The organism is Thalassospira sp. MCCC 1A01148 (assembly GCF_001613795.1).
GTDB lineage: Bacteria > Pseudomonadota > Alphaproteobacteria > Rhodospirillales > Thalassospiraceae > Thalassospira.
The window spans coordinates 680,207-700,708 of record NZ_LPVZ01000020.1; the positions used below are offsets into that span (position 1 = coordinate 680,207).

Consider the following 20,502-nt stretch of genomic DNA (forward strand, 5'->3'; position numbering starts at 1 on the left):
AAGATGATTGAGCCACAATGACCGATAGCTACACCATCACCGACCTTGCCCGTGAATTTGAAGTCACCACTCGTACGATCCGCTTCTACGAGGATCAGGAATTGATTTCGCCCGAACGGCAAGGCCAGACCAGAATCTATCGTCAGCGTGACCGCGTGCGCTTGCGGCTGATCATGCGTGGCAAACGGCTTGGGTTTTCGCTTAAGGAAATTCGTGACCTGCTGGATCTTTATGACGGCGACCGCAGCGAGATCACCCAGTTGACGACGCTGGTCGACAAGGTCAACGAACGGCGCGAAACATTACGCAAACAGCGCGAAGACATTGATGCCACGCTTGATGAACTCGATAAACTTGAAGAAACGTGTCAGGAAGAACTGTCGCGCAAGAAGGCAGGCTAGGAGCTTTGCTCTGTGTTGGCTTTATTGACCATTGACTGTCGTGTTTTGCACCTTGGCCAAGCGGGGTTCAGACGGGCGCGACAGAATAAAACAGCTAACCGGTATCGCGACCAGAAGCTGAATAAACGCCACCCAGCGGTTCTCGATCAACACCAATGATGCCGTAATCACCACAAGAAATGCCACCATGGCAAGGGTTTTGGCACGGCGATTGATCACGCCATATTCGTTCCATTGACGGATCGACAAACCAAAGCGCGGATGGTTGCAGAGCCAGTCATGCAAACGCGGCGATCCCTTGGCAAACAATGCGGCGGCCAGCAGCATAAATGGCGTGGTTGGCAGGAGCGGCAAGAATATGCCAATCACACCCAGTCCAACAGAAAGCCATCCAAGGGCAAGATAGATATGCGAAAGGCGCAGCATTGATTTCCTGTTTACAGTCGGCCCCACCCCTGACAGGTTAGGGTCTGCGTAATGTAGGCATAGAAATTCGTAAATTCAATCAATAGCCGACCATTGCACTCAGTTAATTTATCACCTTGAAACGCATCAAAAATCCTCTCGGTTTGCCATGCTTGAAATTGAAAATGGCCTCTATCTGGATGAACGGCATCTGAATTTTCAGTTTGTTCGTGCCTCTGGCCCGGGCGGGCAAAACGTCAACAAGGTCTCCAGCGCCGTTCAGATGCGTGTCCGCATTGATGACCTGACAGAGCTGCCGCAGCGGGTGCGCAATCGCCTGCGTGAACTTGCCGGCAGCAAATTGACCAATGACGGCGAAATCATCTTTGACGCCCAGCGCCACCGGACCCAGGAACGCAACAAACAGGATGCCGTCGAACGGTTTCTGGCCCTGCTGCGCAAGGCGGCCGAGCGCAAGAAATACCGGGTCAAAACCCGCCCCAGCCTGTCGGCCAAACGCAAACGTGTCGATTCCAAAAAGAAACGCGGCGACACCAAAAAGATGCGCCAGAAGCCCTCATACTGAACTGGCAGAATTCCGCGCGCGCAAGCCGCCACCGATCTGTGTGCCCCAACCATAGGCCCCGCCATGACCATTGACTGGAACCATATTTCAACGGCGGAACTCCCCGCCAATTGCGGCTGGAAGGGCAGTTATCGTGTGCGCTATTCCGAGATTGGCGACAATGGCAAGGTCATGATGTCGGCCCTCGCCGACTATATGCAGGATGCCGCGGGCTGGGGCGCACGCATTCTGAAACTGGCCTATGACGACACAGTTGATCACGGGATGGCCTGGGTGCTCGCACGGATGGTTATTCATATCCGCAACTATCCCGGCAACGGCGAGGAAATTCTGGTTGAAACCTGGCCATCGGGTGTGTCGCGCCGGGTGGCGACGCGTGATTTCCGACTGACCAACAGCAAGGGCGAGGTTATCGGCGTCGCGCAAAGTTTCTGGGTGATGTTTGACCTGACCACCCGTCGCGCGGCCCAGTGGCCGGACTGGATCGAGGAACGCCTGCCCAACCCGCCGGGCCCCAAACTGATCGCGCCACCTTTGCGCCCGCCATTCACCAAGGATCCGTTACCAACAGTCGATAACATCAAGGCGCGACCTTCTGATCTGGACCTTTACGGGCATGTCAACAATGTGCGTTTGATGCAGTGGGTCATGGGTGTTGCCGGGCCGGATAGTCAACCGGACTTTCACCCCGAAAGCCTTGATATCCAGTTCCGCACCGAATGCCGTGTGCAAGAACGCGCTTCCATCCGCCATGCCAATGGTTTTGCCGCCGTCACCCGTGAAGAAGACGGCACTGATCTGGTGCGCGCCCACATTGTGCCGTTCAGCCAGACGGCCATGGCTTAGGTCTGGTCGTCCTAGCGACCATCCATCATCGCCTCAAACAAATCGGCAATTGGCTTAAAGCTTTTGCGGTGGTGGGCGGTTGGGCCAACTTCTCCCAACCCGGCCATGTGTCTCTTCACGCCATAGCCAGCATTGCCTTCCCAGCCAAAGAACGGGTAACGCACAGCCAGGCGCGCCATGGCGCGATCACGAACCACCTTGGCAACGATGGATGCGGCCGCAATCGACAAAGATTTGCTGTCCCCCTTCACAACCGTCTCCACCGCACAGGGCAAACCCGGATCCCGGTTACCATCCACAAGCGCCTGATCAGGCACCCCATCAAGTCGATCCACGGCACGGCGCATGGCAACATAGGTCGCCTGAAGGATATTGATCTGATCAATCTCACGCACGGATGCAGCCCCAATGCCAACCTCGGCGCAGCGCATGATGATTTCATAAAGCCGTTCACGTTTTTTGACAGACAGCTTTTTGGAATCATTGAGTTCTGACACCAGCTCCACGGGCAGGCGTGCGTCGCGCGGCAGAATAACGGCAGCCGCCACTACCGGGCCTGCCAACGGCCCACGACCGACCTCGTCGATCCCGGCGATCCGACCGTGATACTGATCTTCGATGGCAAAATCCGGCATGGTGCCCCTGTCGCGTTTCTTTTGTCATATGGTCATAGCAAGCACGCACAAAGCAGGCAACAAGCCACCCGCGAAACAAAAAAACGGCACCAGTTTCCCGGTGCCGTTTTATTTCATCAGAGGTCCTGACCCTTTCAGGTTTCCTTTTCCTGATATTCCTCGCTTGGGTCATAGCCCTCTGGCCCGATGGGGTCAAAGGTGGCCCAACCTTCATCCTGCTTGCTGGGCGGAAGATCCTTGTTCGGATCAACATTCAGCAGCATGTAGGCCTTGGCAATCAGGTTGGCGGTGATCGGCGCTGTCAGGAAGATGAATAGCGTGATCAGCAATTCATGGATCGTAAAGTGACCACGTTCGACCCAGAAGAACAGCATGGAAGCGATCAACAGGCTTCCTAATCCCACCGTACTGGCCTTGGTCGGGGCATGCAGGCGTGGCAGAAGATCGCGCAGCTTGATCATCCCGAATGACCCGATCAGCAAGAAGGCACCACCGATGACGATCAGAAGCGAGATGATAAGTTCAATAACGAACGGCATTGCAACGCTCCCTTATTCGATGATGTCGCCACGCAAGACGAACTTGCAATAGGCCACGGTTGAAACAAACCCGAACATTGCAAACAGCAACGCCCCTTCGAAATACATCGCAGTTGCCTTGCCGATCCCGTACAGAACCAAAAGCGCGATGGCATTGATCGCCATGGTATCGACGGCCAGAACACGGTCTGCGGTCGTCGGACCAGCAGTCAGACGGTACAGGTTCATCAGAAGTGCCAGCGCCACACAGACAAAGCCGAAATTCAGTGCATATTCGATCATTCGAAAATCTCCTTCAGACGGCGTTCGTAGCGATGTTTGATCTCATCGACGACTTCCTGCGGGTCCGGCGCATGCAGGCAATGCACAAGCAGGCTTTTGGCATCGGCACTCAGATCAATGGTCACCGTTCCCGGCGTCATGGTGATCGTGCCGGCAAGTGTGGTAATCGCCTCGGGCGAGGTCAGATCAAGCGGCACAACAACCGATTTTGATTCCAGACTTTCGGTTTTGCGAAACAGGATCAATCCGGCCACGATCACGTTCGCGACGAGAATGTCCCACAACACAACCAGCCCGTACTCGCAAATTGCATATGCATTGCGCACGCTGGGTCGACCTGGCCAGAAATTGGCCGTGATCAACGGAATGATGATCGCCAGAATAAGGCCAAAGATCACCGCACCGGCCGAGATTTCATTAACCAGAAAGACCCAGACAATCAGCAGTGCGAGGGTCAAAAGCGGATGGGGCAGATAACGTTTCATCATCTTTTCTATCCTCTCCCCTTATTGACCGATCAGTGACAGGGCATTTTCGCCCAGCACCGCTTCGATATATTGCGACGTGTCAAAGAGCTGCACCGAGACGCCTTGCAGATAATCTGTTACCGGCCCGGCAAAGATCGTCAGCGCGACCAAAGCGCCAAGCATTCCGCAACTTGCGATAATCGGCAGGACCGGCCATTTCGCACCTTCAACCGTGATCTCACCATCGACAGAGGCACTTTTCCAGAACAGCACGCTGCCCGCCCGGCCAAAGCCGACGATGCACATAAGCGACGTCACCAGAATGATTGCCCAGATCCAGACCATGGCATCGCTGTCGCGTGCCGCATCAAGGATCTGCAACTTGCCGATAAAGCCGCTAAGCGGTGGCATCCCGGCCATGCCAATCGCCCCGACAAAGAACAGAACGGCAAGGAAACCGGACTGATGGAAACGCGGCGCGGTATGCAGGCTGTCCCCAAACTGCCCGCGGCGTGACACCACAAGATCAGCAATCAGGAACAGCGCCGCGGCCGAGAAGGTCGAGTGCAGAAGATAATAAAGACCTGCCGAAATGGCTTCGGGCGTGAACAGCCCGACGGCAATCAACAAGGTCCCCATCGATCCGATCACCGAAAAGGCAATCAGGCTGTTAAGGCGCTTGGCGGCCAGAACCCCGGTCATGCCCAGCACCAGTGTAACCAGTGCTGCAGGCAGGATATAGGGCGCTGCCAACCATGCCATATCCCCGGCCGTGTCACCAAAGGCCAGCGAATAGACACGCAGAACCGAATAGGCACCGACCTTGGTCATGATGGCAAACAGGGCCGCCACAGGGGCGGGCGCATTGGCATAGGTGCCCGGCAACCAGAAATGAACCGGAACCAGTGCGGCCTTAACGCAGAACACCAGAAGCAGGATGAGGGCCCCGGCACGCAACAAGGCCGCATCACCGGATGCGACGTTGGGGACCTGAATGGCAAGATCGGCCATGTTCAGGGTACCGGTAACCGAATAGATCATGCCAACCCCAACCAGGAACAGCGACGAGCCGGTCAGGTTGATGACGACATATTGCATGCCCGCCTTCAGGCGATCAGCCCCCGCACCATGCAGCATCAGGCCATAGGATGCGATCAGCAGAACTTCGAAGAAGACAAACAGGTTAAAGATGTCACCGGTCAGGAATGCACCATTGACCCCCATCAGCTGGAACTGGAACAGGGCATGGAAATGCTTGCCCCGCTTGTCCCACTCGCTTGAGGCAAACAGAACAACACCAAGACCCAAAAGCGATGTCAGAAACACCATCATCGCTGACAGACGATCAAGTACCAGAACAATGCCAAACGGTGCCGGCCAGTCCGACAACGCGTACATTTCCGGACCATTGCCGCTGGCAAAGATCAGAAGCGACAGCGTCACCGCCACAAGGGCAACGGTTGCGGTAATCGAAAACACGCGCTGCAAAATGATGTCGTGACGCACCGCCAAAACAATCAGGGCGGCCATCACGGCGGGCAGCACTATGGGAACAACAATCCAGTCACCCATCAGTTTTTATCTCCTGCTTCGGATGGCGCGCCAGCCGGGCGACCGTCAACATGGTCATTGCCGATCTCAAGGAAAGTCCGGATCGACAACACAACGATAAGTGCCGTCATACCAAATGAAATCACAATCGCCGTCAGGACAAGCGCCTGTGGCAACGGATCAGTGTATTCGGTAACACCATCGCGCAGGATCGGCGGCATATTGATGGTCAGGCGCCCCATGGCGAACAGGAAAACGTTCACCGCATAAGACAGCATGGCCAAGCCGACAACAACCGGGAAGGTTCGACCACGCAGCAGCAAATAGGTGCCGCACATGGTCAGAAGCCCAATACTGCTTGCTACAAGAAATTCCATATCAGGCCTCCTTTTCCGGTGATGCTGCCGGTGCCGCCGTTGCCGACGGATCATGATCCATCGGTTCGGCATTTATATCGACATGTTCGGCCATACGTTCGACCTGCGAGAGTTTGGCAAGGGCAAGCATCACGGCCCCGACCACGGTCAGGAACACGCCAAGGTCAAAGCCCATGGCTGATGCCAGCTCGAACTCGCCAACGATGGGCAGGTGGACATGAACAAACCCGCTGGTCAGGAATGGCAAACCAGCCACCCACGCCGACACACCGGTAATCGCCGCCGCAATCACACCAAGGCCGATCATGCCATGGTAATTGACCTTCATGCGGTTCTGGGTCCAGCCAAAGCCGGACGCCATATATTGCATAACCAGTGCAACCGAAACGACCAGACCGGCGATAAAGCCACCGCCCGGTTCGTTATGGCCGCGCAGGAAGATATAAACCCCCACCATCAATGACAGCGGAAGCATCACACGCGTGGCAACCACCATCATCATCGGATGACGATCGGCCGAACGGCGATGATCCACCACCCAGTTGGCAAGACGTTTTGCCGCCTCGCCCTGGGTCACGGTTTCAATCAGAGCAAAGATCGAAAGTGCGGCGATCCCCAGAACGATGATTTCGCCAAAGGTATCAAAGCCACGGAAGTCAACGAGGATCACGTTAACAACGTTGGTCCCGCCACCTTCGACCTTGGAATTCGCCAGATGATAGGACGAGATCGAGTTTGTCAGGTCACGTGTCATGATCGCCCAGATCGCCCCGCCGACACCAAGACCCGCGGCGATGGAAACAATGCCATCGCGCATTTTGCGTCCGGGCGTGCTTTCCTTTGGTGTTTCCTTGGGCAGGATATTAAGTGCCAGCAACATCAAAATGACCGTCACCACCTCAACCGAGATCTGCGTCAGGGCAAGGTCAGGTGCGGAAAGATAGATGAAGCCAAGCGACACGATCAGGCCAACCACACCAACCAGAAGCAAGGTCAGCAAACGGTTGTGATGCATGAAGACGGCGGCCACGCACGTCACGACCAACAACAGCCAGCCAATGGCTGCAGGCGGTGAAACTTCAAGAAGCTCGCGCGAGCCCGACTGGAAGTCCGGCTGGGCATAGAAGCCCGAAAGACCAATACCAATCGAGCCGATCACCATGATCGCAAGGTAACGCTGCAGCGATCCGTTATGCAGGTTGTCTGAAACCAGTCGGCTCAGTGCGACAGCCTTGGCAATCCCGCAATCAAACATTGCCTTCGCATCCGGACGCGACAGGTTCGCAGTCACTGACATCAGCCCCCCATGGCGCATCAGCAACAGCGAACCACCGATAAGGGCAATCACGCTCATGCCAAGGGCCGGTGTCAGGCCATGCCAAAGGGACAGATAATACTCCGGCAATTCGCCCCCGATAACAGCACCAGCGGTCGCCGCAACCAGCGGACCGGCAATGACGGAGGGGAACAGACCGATCAGCACAACCAGAACCGTCAACAGTGCGGGCGGTGCCCACATGCCAAAAGGCGGATCATGCGGATGGTGCGGCAGGTTTTCATCGCGCGGCTTACCAAGCCAGACATGGAAGATAAACCGGAAGGAATACGCCACCGAGAACAGGGCACCCACCGTCGCCAACAGCGGCACCACCCAGTTCTGATCCAGCCACATGGTGTGCCATGCTTCTTCGAGCATCATTTCCTTGGAAATAAAACCATTGAACGGAATGACACCGGCCATCGAAGCCGCAGTGATAATCCCGATGGTCCCGGCAATCGGCATCAGGTTAAGCAAACCGCCAAAGCGCCGAATGTCACGGGTTCCGGTTTCATGATCAATAATACCGGCCGTCATAAACAGGGCGGCCTTGAAGGTCGCGTGGTTGATGATATGGAACACGCCGGCCACAGCAGCCATCGGCGTTCCGAAACCAAGCAGCATGGTCACAAGACCAAGGTGGCTGACCGTCGAAAACGCCAGAAGCCCTTTAAGGTCATGCTTGAAGATGGCAATCCATGCGCCCAGCACCATGGTCACCAGACCAGCCGTTGCAACGATATAGAACCATTCCGGCGTGCCAGACAGAACCGGCCACATACGCGCCATCAGGAAGATGCCCGCCTTCACCATCGTGGCCGAGTGCAGATAGGCCGAAACCGGCGTTGGTGCCGCCATCGCGTGCGGCAGCCAGAAGTGGAACGGGAACTGTGCGGATTTGGTAAAGCAGCCCAACAAAATCAGGATCAAGGCCGGCAGATACATCGGCGATGCCTGGATGAGATCGGCATTCTGCAAGATGACAGTCAGGTCATAGGACCCGACAATGTCGCCAAGGATCAGCATCCCGGCAATCATCGCCAAACCACCGGCCCCGGTCACGGCAAGCGCCATACGCGCCCCCTGTCGACCGGCCGGAAGATGCTTCCAATACCCGATCAACAGGAACGAAGACAGCGATGTCAGTTCCCAGAAAATCAGCAGCAGCAGTATGTTATCAGAAAGAACGATACCGACCATGGCCCCCTGGAACAGAAGCAGGAACACATAGAACCTGCCCATCGGGTCGTCCTTGGAAAGATAGAACCGCGCATAAATGATAATCAGCAAGCCAATGCCCAGGATGAGGGTCGCGAACAGCAACCCAAGCCCATCCAGGAAGAAGGTCACATTCAGACCCAGTTCCGGCAGCCAACTATAACTGACCTGAAATACCTCGCCGGCGATGACCGCTGGGGCCTTTGCCATTAGCAAGATCAGGGCAAGCAGCGTGACAGAACCGGTCGCTGTGGCACATGCATTGCGCCCGGCCCTGATCATTATGGCGGGTAAGACCGCCCCAATGAAGGGAAGCAAAACAATGAGGGTGAGACTCATGAAGGACCCTTATTTTTGGATATTCGCCGCATCGCCCCCAACGCGAGACAGCAAGAAAATTCCGCCAGAAGTTAATATTAGTACTGATATTGGTCAAGAAAACCCAAACAGAGCAGCTTTTTACCTTGCTGCTGTCAAGTGAAGACGATCACCAAAAATTACAACCGGGCGCGGTCAAAAAGTCACTTTTTACCACCCGCAAGCTGTATTGCCTCTGGCATCATGCGCAAACGAACCATGGCAATGGTCCCCAAAACGGGACCTCCGGCCAGCATGGCAAACGCCCCCCACCAACCAGCATGATCCGCGACCACCGGCACAAGATGGATCGAAACAAGCGCGATCAGGAAACCGATGGCATTTTGCAGGGTTAATGCCGTGCCGACCTGATGGGGATCGGCCAGTTCGATCACACAGGACGAAAACTGCGCGGAATCCGCAATCACGGAGATCCCCCAAACGATGCAGACAACAATAAGAAGGATGATCGGGGCATCGGACAACCCACCGGCAACCATCGCACAGGTGCCACTCACGATCATCGCGGCTATCGTCACTGTCGTTCTGCCAATCCGGTCAGCATAATAGCCCCCGGCCAAGGACCCGAACGCACCGATGCCAACAATGGCAAAGGTCGAAAGCGCGGACCAGACACCGGGATTATCCATCACACGATCCGAAAACGCCCCATACAGGAACAGGCCGATCCAGCCCCACATGGCATAAAGTTCCCACATGTGGCCGAAATAGCCATAGCAGGCATGACGCAGCGCCTTGTTTGACCAGATCTTGCCAACCATTCTTGGATCAAAGCGGGGCGACCGTCCTGGTGTGCCGCCAAGATGTACAAACAAGACGGCAATTGCCGCGATATAAGCCGTGATACTGGCGGTAATGATCACGTACCGCCAGTCAAGCGGCACGGCGACCGCAAACAGGTGCGGCATGGCAGACCCCATGGTCAGTGCCCCGACCAGAAGCCCCACCAGAAACCCGGTATCGCCGCGTGACCAGGTTGCCACCATCTTCATGCCGATCGGATAAATCCCCGCCATGCAGACCCCGGTGATCAGGCGCAGCACAATCACCACGGCCCCGTCAATCGGGACAACAAGGATCATAAGATTGGCGGTCGCGGCAATAATCGCCGATGCCGCCCAGAAACGCCGGGGTTCGATGCGATCAGCCAGACCAAGGATCGCACTGATCACGGTTCCCAGAACAAAGCCCAGCAAGACCGCGCTGGTAAACAGCGATGACTGCAACGCACCGATGCCAAATTCGCTGCGCAATTGTGGCAGCACCGCTGTTGCGGAAAACCACAACGCAAGCGCCATCAACTGGCAGATTGTAATCATGGAAACGGCAAAACTCTTGCCCGTACGCAACGTGCTTCCCCCGCGGCTTTTTTGGTATTTCGGCCATCATACACAGATGTTGGCGAATGCCTATCTTGGAACACTTCATCTTTCCAGCCGTTCCTTCAATACTCCGACACCTGAAATCGCAGGAAGGCCACAATGGATTTGCTTGATCAATATTCAAACGGCGTCACCACCGCACTTGGTTTCTTCTGGAACGCGCTGTGGGCATTTGTGCTTGGCTACGCCATCAGTGCCGCGATTCAGGTTTTCGTCCCCAAAAACCGCCTGACTGCGCATATGGGCGACGCCGGGGTCGGTAGTGTTTCGCTTGCCGGTCTGTTTGGTGCCATATCCAGTTCCTGCTCGTTTGCGGCCCTTTCGGCAGCACGATCCCTGTTTCAGAAAGGCGCGCATTTCATTGCCACAGTCGCCTTCATGTTCGCATCGACCAACCTGGTGATTGAACTTGGCGTTTTGATCTTCCTGTTTCTTGGCTGGCAGTTTCTGGCCGCCGAAATCATCGGTGGTATCCTGATGATCGCGATTTCCGCCGTTCTGATTCGCGTGACATATCCCAAGGAGATGATTGAAGCCGCAAAGCAGCATGCCGATGAAGAAACCGGCAGCGAAGAAGACGACTTCGACTGGAAGAAACGCATCAAGTCGCGTGAAGGCTGGCAGCAGGTCGGCAACCGCTTTGTCATGGAATGGCAGATGGTCTGGCGTGAAATCCTGATTGGTTTCACGATTGCCGGCTTTATTGCGGTCTTTGTGCCTGCCGAATTCTGGCAGACCCTGTTCCTTGCCGGGGACGGCACCGGTAAAGCCGCAGACCTGCCGTTCGTGACCGTTCTCGAAAACGCTCTTGTCGCGCCATTTGTCGCCGCCGCGACCTTTATCGGCTCAATGGGTAACATTCCGTTGGCCACTGTTCTGAGCGCCGGGGGTGTCAGCTTTGCCGGGATTATGGGCTTTATCTATTCGGACCTGATGGTCCCGCCACTGGTCAAGGTTAATGCCCGGTATTATGGCTGGAAAACCGCGCTTTATATCGCGGGGGTCATGTATGCCAGTATCGTCGCGACGGCTCTTATCCTGCACTATGCCTTTGTCGCAATTGGTGCCCTGCCTGAAAGCAGCCGTGACATCGCCGAGGTCAGTGCCTTTGGCGTCAATTATACACTGTTCCTCAACATCGCGGCCTTTGGGCTGATTGGCATCCTGCTGTGGCTTCGTCGCGAAGGTCAGAAAGCAGCACAGCACGACCACGAGCATGATCATGGTGGCCACGACCACGGTCACGATCATGATCACGACCATGGCGACGGGTCTGTGCTTTCCCTGAAAAACGTGATCGTCGGAACGGCACTCACGCTGCTTGCAGGTGGTCTGGTGCTTAAAGCAGCCAGCTTGCTCTAGAAGAAAAAAAGTGCCGCCGGCAAAGCCGAGCGGCACAGGTTTCCCGAGCGGGAATGAAATACTAAGTCAGTGAACTTAATCAGGTCAGATCACGCTGATCATCAATCACCTTGCCGTCATTGGGCAAACTGCCGACCTCTGTGGCCAAAACCGTCCCACGCAGTTTGCAAACACTGGCAAGCGTGTCGGCAATCGCTTCAATCTGGCCGTCATTAATACCCTCGCAGGTCAGGGTCATGATGTCGTTATCGTTTTCCCGGCTAACGACCAGGCGCGCCTTGGCAATATCGCCATGACGTTTGACGATTTCGCCGATCTGTTGCGGATGAACAAACATGCCCTTGATCTTGGTGGTTTGATCGGCACGCCCCATCCAGCCCTTGATACGATGGTTTGTGCGACCACAGGCACTTTCGCCTTCGGCAATTGCCGACAAGTCGCCGGTAGCGAACCGGATCAGCGGATAGTCCATGTTAAGCGTGGTAACGACGACTTCGCCAACCTCGCCCTCTGCCACCGGCTCACCGGTGCCCGGACGGACGATTTCAAGAATGATGTCTTCGGCAACAATCATGCCGTCCTTGGCATCGCTTTCATACGCAATCAGGCCAAGATCGGCACTGGCGTAACATTGCAGCATGGCGATATCGCGTTCGGCAAACCACGACCGCAGACTTTCAGGCAGGGCTTCGCCCGATACCAGTGCGCGCTTGATGGATGAAATATCCGCACCAAGTTCCTCGGCCTTTTCGATCAGGATTTTCAGGAAGGATGGCGTACCGCTATATCCGGTTGGTTTAAGATCGCTGATTGCCTTGACCTGCGCTTCGCTTTGCCCAACTCCGGCCGGAACGACAACACACCCACAGGCACGGGCACCACTGTCAAAAATGAACCCACCCGGTGTCAGGTGATAGGACAGGCAGTTATGAACAATATCGCCGGGGCGGAAGCCAGCCGCAAAGAACGCACGGCCCATCCGCCACCAGTCATCGCCTTTTCCTTGCGGATCGTAAATCGGTCCGGGGCTTTGGAACAGGCGCGCCATCGCCGGGACCGGCGTCGCGTTCAGGCCTGCAAGCGGCGGCTCCTTGGCCTGCGCGTCAATCAGATCCGACTTGCGCGTAAGCGGCAGTTTCGCCAGCGCCTTGCGGGTGGTGACTGTTTGCGGCTCGACATCGGCCAACAGCCGACCATAAGCCAGAGATTGTGACTTGGCATGATGCAAGATACGCGGCAGTGCGGCCATCAGCCCGGCTTCGCGAGTTGCCGGGGTTCGCGTTTCGCGTTCGTCAAAATAAGTCTTTAGCATCATACCCGTCTTTCATTCAAAGGCCGCCAACCACGGACATGGGTGTGGTTGGCGCATTCATCCTAGAGCCAACGTTTGCGGCGCTTATAGGACTTGATGTTCTTGAAGCTTTTGCGTTCTTCAGAACCGCCGCCCAGATAGAACTCCTTGACGTCCTCGTTATTAAGAAGCTCGTCACGGGTACCATCCAGAACAACCTTACCGCTTTCCATGATGTAGCCATAGTCGGCAACCTTGAGCGCAAAGTTGGCGTTCTGTTCAACGATGAGCATGGTGATGCCCTGTTCACGATTGATCTTTTCGATGATCCCGAACACTTCCTTGACCAGAAGCGGCGAAAGCCCCATCGACGGTTCATCAAGCAGGATCATTTTGGGTCGCGCCATCAATGCACGCCCGATGGCCAGCATCTGCTGCTCCCCGCCAGAAAGGTAACCGGCAAGGCCTGTTCGCTCCTTAAGACGCGGGAAGTATTCAAAGACCATCTCGATATCTTCTTTGACCTTGTTGTCCTTGCGCGTATAGGCGCCAAGACGCAGGTTTTCGATACAGGTCATGTCCTCGATGATACGGCGACCTTCCATGACCTGGAACAGGCCAGAGCGCACGATATCCTCGGGATTTCCGTTGGCAATCTGGTTGCCCATGAAACTGATGTCACCACGGGTGACTTCACCGTCTTCGGTTTTCAGCAAACCCGATATCGCCTTGAGCGTTGTGGATTTACCAGCACCGTTCGGGCCAAGAAGGGTCACGATTTTGCCTTGCGGCACTTCCAGCGATACCCCGCGCAGGACAAGGATCACCTCGTCATAAACAACTTCGATGTTATTGACCGACAACATCGGCTCGGCGGTTTCAATTTTGCGGGCGGGCTCAGCCATGGTGTCCCTTTCGAATGTTCGTCTTGTGATCTCCAGCTGCCGGGGGCAAGGCATTTCGCGTCTTTTGCCCTGCCCCCGAACAGTCTGGGAGACATTCGTCTTACTGGATGGTCTTAGTAACCAAGCCAGTCGTCACGACGCGGCAGCGTTACAGTCGTTACTTTTTCGACCGTTGCTTCACCGCCCTTGGCACTACCGTTATAGATATTGACGGTATTGATGCCGCGATGGTCTTCGGCGGTCCAGGTTGCTTCCATGCACACGCCTTCCAGACCGGCAGGTACCCAGTTCTGGCGGGCATACATGCCTGCCTTGATGTTTTCACCGGTGATCCCGCCATTGGCTTTTGCCCATTCCATCGCTTCTTTCATGTAATAGGCAGAGCAAATGCCACGGATATAGTGATGGGTGCGGAACTCTTCGCCAGAACTGTCTGACATCTTGGAGATTTCACGCACCAGTTCCATGCCCGGAACGCCTTCGTCCGTCCAGAAGCTGGTCATCGCCGGGAAGACATAGTTTTCAACATCGCCGATGGTTTTAAGCGTCTCGTAGTCACCCGCCCAAATGTTGGCGAGCCATTTCGGCGTGGCACCAACCGTGTCACAGGATTTCACCAGCGACACAACCGACGGACCAAGGTTGCCAAGGTAACCATAGTTGGTCCCGGCTTCCTTAAGGGTCAGGCACTGTGCCTTGAAATCACCCGGCTTCATCGAAACCACGACCGGCGCGGTTACCTCAAAGCCAAGCTCGGTTGCATATTCCGCACAGGCTTCCTTTGGTGCGTTCGGATACGGATGGTTATCCCCGATATGCGAGAAGATCGGTTTGCCGGAACCGCCCGTGGACTTCCAGTCTTCTGCCGCCCACTGAACCAGTGCACGACATGCATCGGAATAGGATGCACCATAGAAGAAGTTATACGGTGCCGGTTTTGCGGTTTTCGGGTTTTTGCCGGTCGGATCGGTCAGATGACCGGAATAGGACGCGGAATAGACCGGGACCTTGTCCTTGGCAACGAAGCTGATAAGGGCTTCGGTATCACCCGTGCCCCAACCCTGCATCGCAACCATTTCATTGCGCGAACGCCATTTCTTGTAGTTGGCAATCGCCTGCGGAACCTTATAGGCATAGTCAACGGACTCTGAATCCATCACCGTGCCATCGATACCGCCATGGGTGTTGATGTATGACAGCGCATCGCGCACACCATCTGCATAGAATTTGCCGATGAAGCCGGTCGGGCCGGTGATATCCATCAAATGGCCGACAAAGACCATATCGTCATCTGCTTGTGCTGCCGAGAATGACAGGCCGGTCGCAACCATCGCGGTTGCAGCAATTAGTCTCTTCATAACGACGTCTCCCTTGGACGTTTTCATCAAAGATAGCCTCCCGGTCGCCCCGTTTTATCCCCGGCCCTTTTGGTTTTTATAAGCGGGCCGGGTTCGGGGTTTTGATCAGTACGAGAAGGGATAAAGCTTCCAGTACGCCCTGATCTGTTGCCAGCGATGGGCAAGCCCATCCGGCTCAAAGATCAGGAAAAGGATGATGGCCAGACCAATTGCCATCTCCTTGATGTAAGCCAGTCCGTCGGTCACAGCCGTCGAGCTGGCCCATTCAAATACGCTAAGCGCGCTGACACCGCTTTCCATAACTTCGGGCAACAGAACCATGAATACCGTGCCCATCAGGGTTCCTTTGACCGACCCAAGCCCCCCGATGATGATCATGCCCAGGAACTGGATCGACAGCAGAATGGTAAAGCCCTCCGCCGAGACAAAGCCCAGATAATGGCCATACATCGCCCCGCCGACACCGGCATAGAAAGACGAAATCGCAAAGCTCATCAGACGGTATTTCGTCAGGTTGATGCCCATGATTTCAGCCGAAAGGTAATGGTCACGCACCGCGACAAAGGCACGACCATCACGGGTCCGCATCAGGTTGGTGCCCAGCAGATACATCACCACCAGGAAGAACAGCGCGACATAGAAGAAGCTGAAATCATCGTAGATTTCATAGCCAAACACATTGATCGGATTGGCTGCCGCCCCATAGGAACCACCGGTAAACCATTCGGCACGGGCAAAGAAATCTTCAAGAATGAACTGCGCGGCCAATGTCGCAATTGCCAGATAAAGCCCCTTGATCCGTGCCGCTGGCAATCCAAACAGCATACCGACCGCCGCCGTCATCAAACCCGCCAGCGGGATCGACAGCAAAACCGGAATGCCCGTGGTGTTGTTGATCCAGGCCGATGCAAAGGCACCAAAGCCAAAGAACGCGGCATGGCCGAGCGAAATCTGTCCGGTAAAACCAACCAGAATATTCAGACCAAGTGCGGCAATCGCGAAATACGAGATCTGAATGAACAGGTTGACGTAATAGCCATCAAGAACAAACGGGATCATGGCAACGGCAAAGATGCCAAGGATCGCGGCGTTGCGGATATAGGTCGTATCAAAGATGCGGGTATCCTGCCGATAGGTCGTTCGGAAGTCACCGCAAGGACGTATAGAAAATCCAGCCATAGTACTTTTCCTCGTCCCCTAAATCCGTTCGATGTCTTTGGTGCCAAACAGGCCATACGGCTTGATGCACAGGATAATGATCAGCACGTAGAATGGTGCGATCGAGAACAGGTTGCCCCAGTGCAGATACTGGCCATCGACAAACTCTGCGGTGTTTTCCAGAAGGCCGATAATCACGCCACCGACAATCGCACCAACGATCGAATCAAGCCCGCCCAGGATCACCGCCGGGAACACCTTGATCCCGATGACCGAAAGCGCCGATGAAACCCCGTTGACCATGCCGATCACGATACCGGCAACGCCCGATACAAGCGCGGAAATCGCCCAGGACATCGCAAATACGGTTTTGACGGAAATACCAAGACTTTGGGCAACCTGCTGATCAAAGGCGGTTGCGCGCATGGCAAGACCAAGCTTGGAATATTTAAAGAACCAATAGAACCCGGCCATGATGAACAACGAGATCACGAAGCTCATGATATAGGCCGTCTCAATTTGCATGCCGAGCAGGTTAACCGACCGGGTTTCAAACACCTGCGGATAGGTTGCTGTGGTCGCCCCGAAAATCCATTTGGTTGCGGCCTGGAAGAAGATCGAAAGCCCGATGGTCACCATGATGACCGAAATGATCGGCTCGCCAATCATCGGTCGCAACACGACCATCTGCAAGACGACGCCAAACGCCATCATGAACAGCAAGGTAAACAGGAAACCCAGCCAGAAGGGCATTTGCATCTCGACAAGGAATGCATAACACACCCATGCCCCGATCAGCAGGAACTCACCCTGGGCAAAGTTGACGATCTGGGTCGATTTGTAGATCAGGACAAAGCACATGGCGACAACGCCATAGAGTGTCCCGACAATCAAACCGTTCAGCAGAAGCTGGAACAGAAGTTCGAAATTCATGTTGCCATCCCTGTAATGGCGACCCAGGCCTTGGCCCGGGTCACAGTTATGCTGCTGCCTTATTCGGCGGCTTTCGGGGCCGTCTGTGCGGCCTTGTCATTATCAAGATCGACGACCTTCACACTCGTCTGGATGCGGGTTTTTGACCCGTCCTGGAAGGTGATCATGGTGTCGATATCAACCTTGTCATTCCCGGCATAAACCGCATCAATGATGTCGGCATACTTTTCGGCAACCACCCCACGACGCACTTTGCGCGTGCGGGTCAGCTCGCCGTCATCGGCATCCAGTTCCTTGTAAAGAAGCAGGAACCGCTTGATCCGCTGGGCTTCGGGAAGTGTCTTGTTCACTTCGCGAATTTCCTCGGTGATCATGTCATAGACCTGCGGCTGGGCTGACAGGTTGGTATAGTTGGTAAAGGCAATCCCGCGCTGCTCGGCCCATTTTGCCATGATCGAATAGCGGATACAGATCATGGTCGACAGGAACGGCAGGTCCTTGCCAAGAATCACGGCCTCGGCAATGAAGGGCGAGAATTTCAGTTTGTTTTCAATAAACTGCGGCGAATAACGCACCCCGGTCGAGGTTTCCGCCAGGTCCTTCATACGGTCAATCACCACAAGGTGCTTGTTCTCGTCCTTGAAGTATCCGGCATCACCGGTATGCATCCAGCCATCCCGGACATCCTCGTCATAGGCGGACTGGTTTTTGAAGTATCCGGTAAACATGCCCGACGTGCGGGCCACGATTTCACCAACCCCGTTTTCATCCGTGTTGATCACCTTGATCTCGGAATTATCAAAGGCAACGCCAACCGTATCGAAGTCGATGTCTTCGGGCTGATGGATGGTATAGGCCCCGCAAAGCTCGGTCTGGCCATAAAGCTGACGCAGTGGCACGCCCATCGCGTGGAAGAACTTGAAGGTTTCCGGCCCAATCGCCGCGCCACCGGTTGCGGCCGAACGCAGATTGGAAAAGCCAAGCCGGTCTTTCAGCGCATTCATCAGGACGATGTCGGCCATTTTTGAACGACCACCATTGTCCATGGCGGTACGTGCCAGCGCCATTCCGAAATCAAACATCTTTTGCTTGAACGGTGTGGAATCCATCATCCGTGCGCGAACGTCTGCAGCAATGGTTTCCCATACGCGCGGCGCCAGAAGGACAAAGTTCGGGCCAATCTCGCGCAGGTCGGCCATCATGGTTTCCTGCTCTTCAACGAAATTGACGATCTGGCGACTGATCAGCGACTGACCAACGACATAGACCTGCTCCATAATCCACGGCAACGGCAGGACAGAGACATAGTTGTCACCCGGATATTTCGGGTCGGCGCGAAGGTAGGCCGCACAGTGATCAAGGAAATCACCGGAATTAAGCATCGCCATTTTCGGCTTGGATGTCGTCCCTGACGTAGTGCAGAGGATGGCGCATTCATCACCACGGGTGTCGGCGACCATCTGGTCATAAGAACCCGCGTTCTGTTCCTCGAATTTCCGGCCCAGCTCGTAAAGCTTTTCGACATCCATCAAACGCGGATCGTCATATTTGCGCATCCCGCGCGGGTCACAATAAACAATGTGCTCCACGGTCGGAATATCATCGCCAAGCTCAAGAAGCTTGTCGCACTGTTCCTCGTCTTCGGCGATCAGGATACGCGCCCCTGAATAGGTAATCAGATAGGCGACCTCTTCGTGCAGGCTGTCCTGATAAAGGCCAACCGACATACCGCGCAGTGCGTGGGCCGCAATTTCGGCCCAGACCCATTCCGGGCGGTTTTCGCCGATGATGCCGACAACATCACCCTGCCCAAGGCCAAGGGCCCGCATGCCAAGCGTCATCCATTTGACGCGGTCGTTATAGTCCTGCCAGGTAAATTCCTGCCAGATACCGAATTCCTTTTCGCGCATGGCGACTTCTTTGGGCCAGTTGCGCGCGTTATAGGCCAGTACTTTCGGGAAGGTATCAAGCGACTTGATGTCGGCATATTCCGGGATATTGCTGCTCATGCTCAGGCCACCTGCTCGTCTTCGTCCGTTTCGTCGTCTTCTTCGCCGAGATAGGCTTTCTTCACATGCTTGTTGGCCATCACCTCATCTGGCAGGCCTTCGGCAATCTTGCGACCGAAATCAAGGACCATCACCCGGTTTGAGATATCCATGACCACACCCATGTCATGCTCGATCATGACAACGGTCATGCCCCACTCTTCATTGAGATCGATTATAAAGCGCGCCATGTCCTCTTTTTCTTCGAGGTTCATGCCCGCCATCGGCTCATCCAGCAGGATCAGATCGGGGCGCAACGCAACCGCGCGCGCAAGCTCAACTCGCTTGCGCAGACCATATGAAAGCGTTCCGGCTGTTGCCTTGCGGATGTGGGAAATTTCAAGAAAATCGATAACATCTTCGCAGAAGCGACGGTGTTCCAGCTCTTCCTTCTGCGCCCCGCCAAGCCAGTAAAGCGGCCCGTTCACGAAGTTGTTCTTTAGCAGGTGGTGACGGCCAACCATGATGTTATCAAGCACATTCATGTGACCGAAAAGTGCAAGGTTCTGGAAGGTACGACCAATGCCCAGCTCGGCGCGATCATTGGGTTTAAGCCCGGTAACATCCTGCCCCTTGAAGGACACCGAACCCATCGTCGGGGTGTAACGCCCCGATACGCAGTTCAACATGGACGTCTTGCCAGCGCCATTCGGGCCAATGATCGAAAAAAGCTCGCCCGGTTGAACGGAAAAGCTGACATCACTCAGCGCACGCACACCGCCGAAAACAAGCGACACGTCGCTGATCTGTAAAATAGGACCCTGTGACGTCATGCCGTCGCATTCCTCCCTGACTTGGGCCGCAAATACCGCAGAACCGCATTTCGGGTTCTTTCGCGTCAAAATTTGCAAACCGCTGTTCAGTTTCCCTGATGATGTGTCGTTTTATTTTATGACCCTGACCTTACGGAAACCGGGCCTGACACATTTAATAGGCATTTAAGTACCAATTTCAGCATATCGCGTCAATGCAATGATTCTCAACGGGTTGGGACTTTTCTACAAATTTGCAGCGCACAATTATTTGCCTGTATATTAAACCGGTCATTCTACCCTTGATTAC

General features: G+C 55.1%; 20 protein-coding genes. 4 read left to right on the plus strand and 16 right to left on the minus strand.

The genetic code is table 11. The features are described 5' to 3' along the window. Positions 1–17: 17 nt before the first annotated feature. The gene (locus AUQ43_RS12690; RefSeq protein WP_062956621.1) at positions 18–401 is read left to right on the plus strand and encodes a MerR family DNA-binding transcriptional regulator; all 384 of its coding nucleotides are present in this window, start codon (positions 18–20) and stop codon (positions 399–401) included. Positions 402–422: 21 nt separating this feature from the next. Here AUQ43_RS12690 and AUQ43_RS12695 read toward each other — a convergent pair whose 3' ends face one another. Beyond that, the gene (locus AUQ43_RS12695; protein WP_062956622.1) at positions 423–827 is read right to left on the minus strand and encodes a YbaN family protein; all 405 of its coding nucleotides are present in this window, start codon (positions 825–827) and stop codon (positions 423–425) included. Between the two features lie 148 nt (positions 828–975). On the opposite strand from AUQ43_RS12695, the gene arfB reads away from it, so the two are divergent. Beyond that, positions 976–1,392, plus strand: a complete 417-nt coding sequence (gene arfB / locus AUQ43_RS12700) for an alternative ribosome rescue aminoacyl-tRNA hydrolase ArfB (RefSeq protein ID WP_062956623.1) — start codon at positions 976–978, stop codon at positions 1,390–1,392. 63 nt (positions 1,393–1,455) lie between these two features. Further along, a complete protein-coding gene (locus AUQ43_RS12705) occupies positions 1,456–2,238 on the plus strand; it encodes an acyl-[acyl-carrier-protein] thioesterase (protein ID WP_062956624.1) in 783 nt (260 codons plus the stop codon). A gap of 11 nt (positions 2,239–2,249) precedes the next feature. Here the strand turns inward: AUQ43_RS12705 and AUQ43_RS12710 are convergent, their stop codons facing one another. From AUQ43_RS12710 to AUQ43_RS12745, 8 genes are all read right to left on the minus strand, one after another. Then, the gene (locus AUQ43_RS12710) at positions 2,250–2,873 is read right to left on the minus strand and encodes a ribonuclease HII (protein ID WP_062956625.1); all 624 of its coding nucleotides are present in this window, start codon (positions 2,871–2,873) and stop codon (positions 2,250–2,252) included. A 134-nt stretch (positions 2,874–3,007) separates the two neighbouring features. Further along, entirely contained in the window at positions 3,008–3,412 is a 405-nt protein-coding gene (locus AUQ43_RS12715; RefSeq protein WP_062956626.1) for a Na+/H+ antiporter subunit G, read from the minus strand. Between the two features lie 12 nt (positions 3,413–3,424). Beyond that, positions 3,425–3,694, minus strand: coding sequence for a K+/H+ antiporter subunit F (locus AUQ43_RS12720; RefSeq protein WP_062956627.1), 270 nt, complete (start codon positions 3,692–3,694; stop codon positions 3,425–3,427). Then, a complete protein-coding gene (locus AUQ43_RS12725; RefSeq protein WP_062956628.1) occupies positions 3,691–4,182 on the minus strand; it encodes a Na+/H+ antiporter subunit E in 492 nt (163 codons plus the stop codon). The genes AUQ43_RS12720 and AUQ43_RS12725 overlap by 4 nt, the downstream gene beginning before the upstream one ends. A gap of 18 nt (positions 4,183–4,200) precedes the next feature. Next, on the minus strand, positions 4,201–5,733 hold the full coding sequence (locus AUQ43_RS12730; protein WP_062956629.1) for a monovalent cation/H+ antiporter subunit D: 1,533 nt from the start codon (positions 5,731–5,733) through the stop codon (positions 4,201–4,203). Further along, on the minus strand, positions 5,733–6,089 hold the full coding sequence (locus AUQ43_RS12735) for a Na+/H+ antiporter subunit C (RefSeq protein ID WP_062956630.1): 357 nt from the start codon (positions 6,087–6,089) through the stop codon (positions 5,733–5,735). The genes AUQ43_RS12730 and AUQ43_RS12735 overlap by 1 nt, the downstream gene beginning before the upstream one ends. A 1-nt stretch (position 6,090) precedes the next feature. After that, complete coding sequence (locus AUQ43_RS12740) at positions 6,091–8,964, minus strand: monovalent cation/H+ antiporter subunit A (RefSeq protein WP_062956631.1); 2,874 nt, start codon at positions 8,962–8,964, stop codon at positions 6,091–6,093. 182 nt (positions 8,965–9,146) lie between these two features. Then, the gene (locus AUQ43_RS12745; RefSeq protein ID WP_084272095.1) at positions 9,147–10,352 is read right to left on the minus strand and encodes an MFS transporter; all 1,206 of its coding nucleotides are present in this window, start codon (positions 10,350–10,352) and stop codon (positions 9,147–9,149) included. A gap of 132 nt (positions 10,353–10,484) precedes the next feature. Between AUQ43_RS12745 and AUQ43_RS12750 the strand changes: the two genes are divergently transcribed. After that, the gene (locus AUQ43_RS12750; protein WP_062956633.1) at positions 10,485–11,747 is read left to right on the plus strand and encodes a permease; all 1,263 of its coding nucleotides are present in this window, start codon (positions 10,485–10,487) and stop codon (positions 11,745–11,747) included. 79 nt (positions 11,748–11,826) lie between these two features. On the opposite strand, the gene AUQ43_RS12755 is transcribed toward AUQ43_RS12750, so the two are convergent. From AUQ43_RS12755 to AUQ43_RS12785, 7 genes are all read right to left on the minus strand, one after another. Continuing rightward, positions 11,827–13,062 (minus strand): phenylacetate--CoA ligase family protein, encoded by a 1,236-nt coding sequence (locus AUQ43_RS12755; RefSeq protein WP_084272096.1) that lies wholly within the window; start codon positions 13,060–13,062, stop codon positions 11,827–11,829. A 59-nt stretch (positions 13,063–13,121) separates the two neighbouring features. Beyond that, on the minus strand, positions 13,122–13,943 hold the full coding sequence (locus AUQ43_RS12760) for an ABC transporter ATP-binding protein (protein WP_114129775.1): 822 nt from the start codon (positions 13,941–13,943) through the stop codon (positions 13,122–13,124). Positions 13,944–14,056: 113 nt separating this feature from the next. Then, the gene (locus tag AUQ43_RS12765) at positions 14,057–15,301 is read right to left on the minus strand and encodes an ABC transporter substrate-binding protein (protein ID WP_062956634.1); all 1,245 of its coding nucleotides are present in this window, start codon (positions 15,299–15,301) and stop codon (positions 14,057–14,059) included. A gap of 105 nt (positions 15,302–15,406) precedes the next feature. Further along, positions 15,407–16,480: a branched-chain amino acid ABC transporter permease gene (locus AUQ43_RS12770; protein ID WP_062956635.1), complete on the minus strand. Its 1,074-nt coding sequence runs from the start codon at positions 16,478–16,480 to the stop codon at positions 15,407–15,409. Positions 16,481–16,498: 18 nt separating this feature from the next. Continuing rightward, positions 16,499–17,392, minus strand: coding sequence for a branched-chain amino acid ABC transporter permease (locus AUQ43_RS12775; protein ID WP_044827699.1), 894 nt, complete (start codon positions 17,390–17,392; stop codon positions 16,499–16,501). 59 nt (positions 17,393–17,451) lie between these two features. Continuing rightward, complete coding sequence (locus AUQ43_RS12780) at positions 17,452–19,401, minus strand: long-chain fatty acid--CoA ligase (RefSeq protein ID WP_062956636.1); 1,950 nt, start codon at positions 19,399–19,401, stop codon at positions 17,452–17,454. Between the two features lie 2 nt (positions 19,402–19,403). After that, positions 19,404–20,213, minus strand: coding sequence for an ABC transporter ATP-binding protein (locus AUQ43_RS12785; RefSeq protein ID WP_062956637.1), 810 nt, complete (start codon positions 20,211–20,213; stop codon positions 19,404–19,406). Between the last annotated feature and the right edge of the window lie 289 nt (positions 20,214–20,502).